The organism is Mycobacterium sp., from assembly GCF_052144515.1.
Taxonomy (GTDB): domain Bacteria; phylum Actinomycetota; class Actinomycetes; order Mycobacteriales; family Mycobacteriaceae; genus Mycobacterium.
The window spans coordinates 1-4,022 of the sequence record NZ_JBKQQD010000583.1 but is presented as its reverse complement, the minus strand read 5'-3'; the positions used below and the strand labels follow the sequence as shown (position 1 = coordinate 4,022).

Genomic DNA, 4,022 nt, shown 5'->3' with positions numbered 1-4,022 from the left:
GCGGTAGCCGTTGGCATTTCGGAAGAGGGTGGGCAGCGTTTGGCTCATGCAGGTGACCTCGACGCCCTGGTCGAGATGGGAGTACATGCTCGATACGTGCGTATGGAGTTGTGCGGCGAGGTCCGGGGAATTCGATTGCGTGGTGGTACGGACGCCGCCGGGGATTTCCTCAACAGTGCGGCTGATCTCGCGATGCCGCATGAACATGTCCATATAGAGGTTCATGTCCGCCATACCGACGCCCCCCATGCACCCGTCCCCGTTGGTGAGGCGGATGCCTGTTGTCGGGGATTCAAAGATGCCGCGAAGGACATACCCCAGACCAAGCACACTGCCCGCCCCGAGCGCACCCAGCGCGACCAGCGCCCCGCGACGAGTCAACATAGCGATCTCCGGCACCCTCCTACGCAGTCCGATTCTTTCCTGGCAGGTGCGAGAGGCTTCCCCAAGGCTGCCAGCCTCATCGACCTTGCCGTCATGACCGATGTTCTTGCAGCGTCGTCATGCGCCGCCGGTATTCATCTTCGTCAATCTCGCCACGGGCGAAGCGTTCACCCAGAACGTCTTCTGCGCCCCGTGCCTGCTGGGGGCTCCCCGGACCACGGTGGCCGCCTCCCTCGCTGAAATAGCGGACGGTCAGTATTACCGCCGTGATCACGAGCGCGAATAGCACCACGAGGACCACGGCCCCGACGATCCAGCCCCACCCCCAGCCACCGCCGTTCCACATCCAGCCGTTACCGCCCCATCCGCACATCGTCGGCGCTCCTCTCTCAACTGATCCTTGAGAGCAATGATGGCTCGCCCGTCGGGAAGCTTCTAGGGCCGATGGTCCTTTTTTCGCTATGTGGCGATAGCATCGCTGAATGGGAATACCAGCGGCATCTGGGCAAGTGGAGCGGATCGAGCTAGCCCCGGCAGCAGCACTGTTCCGTTCACTCGGTGATCCCACCCGCCTGGCAATCGTGCGGCGGTTGGTAGTCGGCCCAGCGCGGGTAACCGACTTGGTCGAGGCATCAGGGCTGGCGCAGTCAACGGTCTCCAAACACCTTGCCTGCCTGCGGGAGTGCGGCCTGGTCATATCTGAGCCGCTAGGCCGGGCGTCGCTGTTTCGGCTAACGCAGCCCGCGTTGATCGATGTTCTTGCCTCCGCCCAGACGGTGTTGGAGGCCACCGGGCAAGCGGTCGCATTGTGCCCCAACTACGGCGTGGACCAGTTCGCCACGACGATGACTGATGACTGCTGAGGGCACTGGCGAGCAAGCCGCATTGGTCGATAAGACATGCTGCGAGGCGTCCGCCAGCGCACAGTTGACGCCGGTCGTATGGGGTGGCGACAGGCTTCGTGCGGCTCGCTGGGCGCGTTGGCTCGCGTGGGCAAGCTTGCTGTGGATGTGCGCGGAAGGCGTGATCGGTCTCTGGCAGGGATTTGTCGCCGGTTCCATCTCCTTGATCGGGTGGGCACTTGGTAGTGCGGTGGAGGGCTTGGCCAGCCTGATCGTGGTGTGGCGGTTCACCGGCTCCCGCACTCTTTCGGAGACCGCCGAGCGCCGGGCGCAGCGTGGGGTCGCCATCTCCTTTTGGTTGATCGCCCCGTACATCGCCGCTGCATCGGTCCACAACATCGTGGTTGGACATCGACCAGAAGCGACGCTTATCGGCATCGCCTTAACCGCTGTGGCGCTGATGGCGATGCCCCTGCTCGGCTATGCGAAGCACAAGTTAGGTGCCCGATTGGACTCCAAGGCCACTGTCGGAGAGGGTACGCAAAACTATCTCTGCGGTGCACAGGCCGCCGCCGTGCTTATCACGTTGGCGATTGTGGCGGTATGGCCCGGCGGGTGGTGGTTGGACCCCGTTGTCGGGCTTGGGATTTCCGCAGTTGCTCTCTGGGAAGGCATCCAAGCCTGGCGAGGTGAGCAGTGCGCCTGTTGACGCTATCGGCTCAGCTTGTCTCGTCGCCCTCCTCGGCCAGGACCCGGTAGACCGTGGCACGGCTGACACCGAGCGTGCCCGCGATGGCGGTGACTGATTCCCGCTTGCGTGCATCCGCTGCGCCAGCAGCCTGTCCTCGCCGCCCGGCGTGGCCCGCGATAGGGGTCGGGGGTATATGCGCCCTGGTCGTCGTCAAAGCACACTCTCCTTCCATGCGTCCATTTGGGGTACACCCTTACTGGACAGCCCGAGACTCCCTCTGCAGTGTCAAACTAGGATCTCTTCCCGCATTGTTTGACAACTGTCCACCATATTCATAGGATCTACTTTGACTGTTCATCGACTGAAGGAGTTCAGAGTGGGCCAGCGGATTGGTTATCAGCGTGTCAGCACCGTCGACCAGAACACGGATCGTCAGCTCGTTGGTGTCGAGCTGGACAAGGTGTTCACGGACAAGGCCAGCGGCAAGGACGCCAACCGTCCTGAGCTGGCCCGTGCCATCGAGTACCTGCGTGATGACGACACGCTCGTCGTTCATTCGATGGACCGACTCGCACGCAACCTCGAAGATCTGCGCCGGATCGTTCGGGAACTTACGGGGCAGGGCGTGCGGGTTGAGTTCGTCAAAGAGTCCCTGACCTTCACCGGAGACGATTCACCGATGAACACGCTCCTACTGTCGATGCTCGGAGCAGTTGCGGAGTTCGAGAGGTCGATGATCCTCGAACGTCAACGGGAGGGAATCGCCCTCGCTAAAGCTGCCGGGAAGTACAAGGGACGTAAAGCGTCACTTTCGCAGACGCAGGCCAGTGAGCTACGCGAACGCCTGGCCAAGGGTGAATCTGTTACCGCACTCGCCACGGAATATGGTGTGAGCCGTCAGACCGTCTACAACTACAAGATCGCCTGACTCCGGCGGAACCGTGCGCCACTCGAACGGTCCGGTCGGGGGTAGGTTTACTTGGCCTGCCAAACCCAGCCAGGGAGTTTACGAAGCCGCCGTTCCCGCTCAGGGGCGAGAGTCCCGTTGCGGTAAGCGGCGCGTTGGATGCCCACCCAGGAACCTAGCCTGAAACCGTTCACGCTGTAGGCATCTGGCACGCGGGCGTGGCCATGTTCCAGCGCAAACTTCTCAACTAACTGGAACGCCCTCTCCCACTTCTCGGCGTGAGGGTTCCACGTCCACCCCGGCACTTCATCAAGACGGCGCTGCCGTTCCAAATCGAGGCTGCCCCTAGCGTAGTCACGTCGCTGGCGGGCGACCCAGGTGCCGAGCGGGTAACCGCCGAACGGGACGCGTTGAGGAACGAGACAGTGCCCCTGGCTTTCCACAAATTGAAGGAGTTTCTCCATGCCCTCCTCCCAGTTCGCTGCACGGTGATCCCAAACCCAGCCCGGAAGGCGCTCGAGCCTGCGGACTCGTTCTGCGGTGAGCTTTCCCTTCTTATGCGCCCCTCGTTGAATACCGACCCACGCGCCCAGTCCGAAGTCGTCAACCCTGTACGAGTCGGGGAGTCGTACATTGCCGTTAGCCTCGGCGTACTCCTCAAGTAGCCTGAACGCTCTCTCCCAACTGTCTTCGTGGGGGTTCCACGACCACCCCGGAACTTCTTCAAGGCGGCGCTTCCGCGCCGGGTCAATGGTTCCCTCGACGAACGCAACGCGTTGAGTCAGAACCCACCCGCCGAGCCGGTAACTCCCAACCATGTACGCGGCGGGTACTAGTGCGTGCCCGTGTTCAGCGATGAACTTCAGCAACTCCGATAGGCCCCGCACCCATTGGTCAGCCTTCGGGTTCCACTGCCAGCCCTCCACTGCCTCGAGGCGTTGCACGCGGTCGGTGCTGAGGTTGCCTTTGACGTATGCACTCCGCTGGCGCTCCACCCAGTCCCCGAGCTTGTAGCCCTCGAAAACATGGCCGCCCGGAACGTCTGGGTTTCCCTCTGCTTTGGCGTACCGCTGGAGTAGCGCAAAAGCCGCCTCCCATTGCTCTCCTTTGACATCCCACATCCATCCGGGTAGCGCCTCCAGCCGACGCTGGCGGTCTTCGGAAAGCTCTCCGGCCGCTTTCTTCATTCTTTGAGCAC

The 4,022-nt window shown here is 62.3% G+C and carries 6 protein-coding genes and 1 pseudogene; 3 read left to right on the top strand and 4 right to left on the bottom strand.

Annotation, left to right across the window (positions count from 1 at the left end; all coding sequences use genetic code 11):
• Positions 1 to 384 (bottom strand): annotated as a pseudogene (locus ACLP9N_RS40450) (hypothetical protein); the annotation flags it as partial.
• 91 nt (positions 385 to 475) lie between these two features.
• Positions 476 to 757: an SHOCT domain-containing protein gene (locus ACLP9N_RS40445; protein WP_442412654.1), complete on the bottom strand. Its 282-nt coding sequence runs from the start codon at positions 755 to 757 to the stop codon at positions 476 to 478.
• Between the two features lie 109 nt (positions 758 to 866).
• Here ACLP9N_RS40445 and ACLP9N_RS40440 point away from each other — a divergent pair, with 109 nt between their 5' ends.
• Both ACLP9N_RS40440 and ACLP9N_RS40435 read left to right on the top strand, forming a co-directional pair.
• Positions 867 to 1,247 carry an ArsR/SmtB family transcription factor gene (locus ACLP9N_RS40440; protein ID WP_442412653.1) on the top strand — a complete coding sequence of 127 codons (381 nt, stop codon included), beginning with the start codon at positions 867 to 869 and terminating at the stop codon, positions 1,245 to 1,247.
• Positions 1,234 to 1,935 carry a hypothetical protein gene (locus tag ACLP9N_RS40435; protein ID WP_442412655.1) on the top strand — a complete coding sequence of 234 codons (702 nt, stop codon included), beginning with the start codon at positions 1,234 to 1,236 and terminating at the stop codon, positions 1,933 to 1,935. The genes ACLP9N_RS40440 and ACLP9N_RS40435 overlap by 14 nt, the downstream gene beginning before the upstream one ends.
• Positions 1,936 to 1,945: 10 nt before the next feature.
• On the opposite strand, the gene ACLP9N_RS40430 is transcribed toward ACLP9N_RS40435, so the two are convergent.
• Entirely contained in the window at positions 1,946 to 2,131 is a 186-nt protein-coding gene (locus ACLP9N_RS40430) for a helix-turn-helix domain-containing protein (RefSeq protein ID WP_442412652.1), read from the bottom strand.
• A 162-nt stretch (positions 2,132 to 2,293) separates the two neighbouring features.
• On the opposite strand from ACLP9N_RS40430, the gene ACLP9N_RS40425 reads away from it, so the two are divergent.
• Positions 2,294 to 2,845 carry a recombinase family protein gene (locus ACLP9N_RS40425; protein ID WP_442412651.1) on the top strand — a complete coding sequence of 184 codons (552 nt, stop codon included), beginning with the start codon at positions 2,294 to 2,296 and terminating at the stop codon, positions 2,843 to 2,845.
• A 47-nt stretch (positions 2,846 to 2,892) separates the two neighbouring features.
• Here ACLP9N_RS40425 and ACLP9N_RS40420 read toward each other — a convergent pair.
• Positions 2,893 to 4,022: helicase associated domain-containing protein (locus ACLP9N_RS40420; protein WP_442412650.1), on the bottom strand; the 1,130-nt coding region annotated here is incomplete at its 5' end.